Genomic DNA, 1,588 nt, shown 5'->3' on the forward strand with positions numbered 1-1,588 from the left:
AGGCGTTGCCGTGCCTGGCGGAAACCCGGCGACCGAACAGCCCGCCTATCCAGCCCTCCCCAAGGCCAAAGAGCCACTAGCAAGGCCTCCAACCGACCCCCGAACAGCCCCATTCCAGCCCATCGAGCAGGTCGCTCGGCGCACAAACCGGCGACACGAAAAACGGCACGTCGATAAGTCGAATTTTAAATAGCCTCCAGTACCAACCTTTTAGGTTGAAAAGCCTTTGCCTTGGATCGAACAGCATTCCCAAACAGCCACTGCGCTCGTTCGTCACCGTCGCGTAGCAGTTCGGCCTCCTCTCCCAACCAGGAGAAGCTGATCGGGGATCGACGATCGCCCCTCAGCACCGAGCCGACAAAAACGAAGCGTTCAGAAACACTGAATTCAAGCCAGAAAATGGCCTGAAATGACCGCACACGGCCGAAATCGACGTGCACACTCAAGGCTCGTAATCGAGATCAAGGAGCCCCCCGTGACCCCACTGAGCCTGAGCTTCAGTGTTCTATCCAACCCGGCGGTAATCGGACTGGATATTGGCGCAACACTTTCGGACATCAGAAATACGTTCAAATCGCTGGACTCAATATTTGGGCATTCCTACACAGGCGGACCGCTATTCAGGATCGCTGCCTATGAACTAAGTGAGTTAGGTATTCTCGGTGCGGAACTGGCGTTCAACCGCGACCATTGTCTGGATGCTCTCTACTTCCAGTTCGAAAAGGTCCAGTACCCGCACCTGTTGGAATACTTGCGAAATGCATTCACCTTAATAAGTCAGCGCGATAGTCTCCAGGGTCACTTCATAGCCATTTTCAGCAATGGCCCTATCGAGATCACCCTCGATCCTCAAAAACCCGGTAACTTATGTTTTCTAAGTTACACCAGCCCCGCTTTCAAACGAGCCCGTGAAGCTTATACCTGCGCTATAAACAATAGTGATTTATTGCCTTGCACTTCATGACTAATTTAAAATACAGGGACCGTAAGCCTGGCATTCGAATTAGACAGGCAGTTATCTAGCCGATCCATCCACCTGCTCAGACACTCTTTGAACATTAATAGAATTCTGAAAAAGGATCATTGCACCATATGCAATGCCCTGCATGGAAATTTAAGGATAAAACCATGGAAATGATAAATAACGTCGAACCCAGCAAAGTCTATGATTTGCGTATCATTGCGGTCTCCCACCAGCCGATCATCATGAAGTCCGATCTGGAGAACCTGGATGTATTGGCCCGGTACGTGATTGCCACCGAGCTATGGAACAAGTGCACGGAGTGTGCGCGACAAGCCTTGCTGTCGGCTCAGGTGCCTCTCATCAGCGAGGCAGCCCAGCAAAGCTGGGCAACGGAAACAGCACAGAGCACGATCGCAAATGTGCGTTTGAACTGACGGGGAGGTTTTGAAAATGGATGCCTCTGCTGCCAAAGTGCTGAAGGTGCGCTTCAAGCACCAGAGGCGACATTTTGAAGCGACCGTGACCTTCACTGGAACCATCGCAACGGTGGTCCTCTCGACTCTGCCTCACTACCAATTCACCGTCGACCTGGACGCTCCCGAGGACGTCACCCTCACGCTGCCC

General features: G+C 52.3%; 3 protein-coding genes. 2 read left to right on the forward strand and 1 reads right to left on the reverse strand.

Annotated elements, in window-relative coordinates; genetic code table 11:
* Positions 1-185: 185 nt before the first annotated feature.
* Entirely contained in the window at positions 186-440 is a 255-nt protein-coding gene (locus tag BMY22_RS24175) for a hypothetical protein (protein ID WP_143068630.1), read from the reverse strand.
* A gap of 35 nt (positions 441-475) precedes the next feature.
* Between BMY22_RS24175 and BMY22_RS24180 the strand changes: the two genes are divergently transcribed.
* Together BMY22_RS24180 and BMY22_RS23300 are read left to right on the forward strand one after the other, a co-directional pair.
* The gene (locus BMY22_RS24180; RefSeq protein ID WP_143068631.1) at positions 476-964 is read left to right on the forward strand and encodes a hypothetical protein; all 489 of its coding nucleotides are present in this window, start codon (positions 476-478) and stop codon (positions 962-964) included.
* A 164-nt stretch (positions 965-1,128) separates the two neighbouring features.
* The gene (locus tag BMY22_RS23300; RefSeq protein ID WP_090625702.1) at positions 1,129-1,398 is read left to right on the forward strand and encodes a hypothetical protein; all 270 of its coding nucleotides are present in this window, start codon (positions 1,129-1,131) and stop codon (positions 1,396-1,398) included.
* The last annotated feature ends 190 nt before the right edge of the window (positions 1,399-1,588 follow it).

Origin of the sequence: Azotobacter beijerinckii, assembly GCF_900110885.1 — a bacterium.
Lineage (GTDB): Bacteria > Pseudomonadota > Gammaproteobacteria > Pseudomonadales > Pseudomonadaceae > Azotobacter > Azotobacter beijerinckii.

Bases quoted from the DNA above. Each gene is read 5' to 3' on its own strand.
- BMY22_RS23300 (WP_090625702.1), top strand. From the start codon at position 1,129: ATGGAAATGATAAATAACGTCGAACCCAGCAAAGTCTATGATTTGCGT.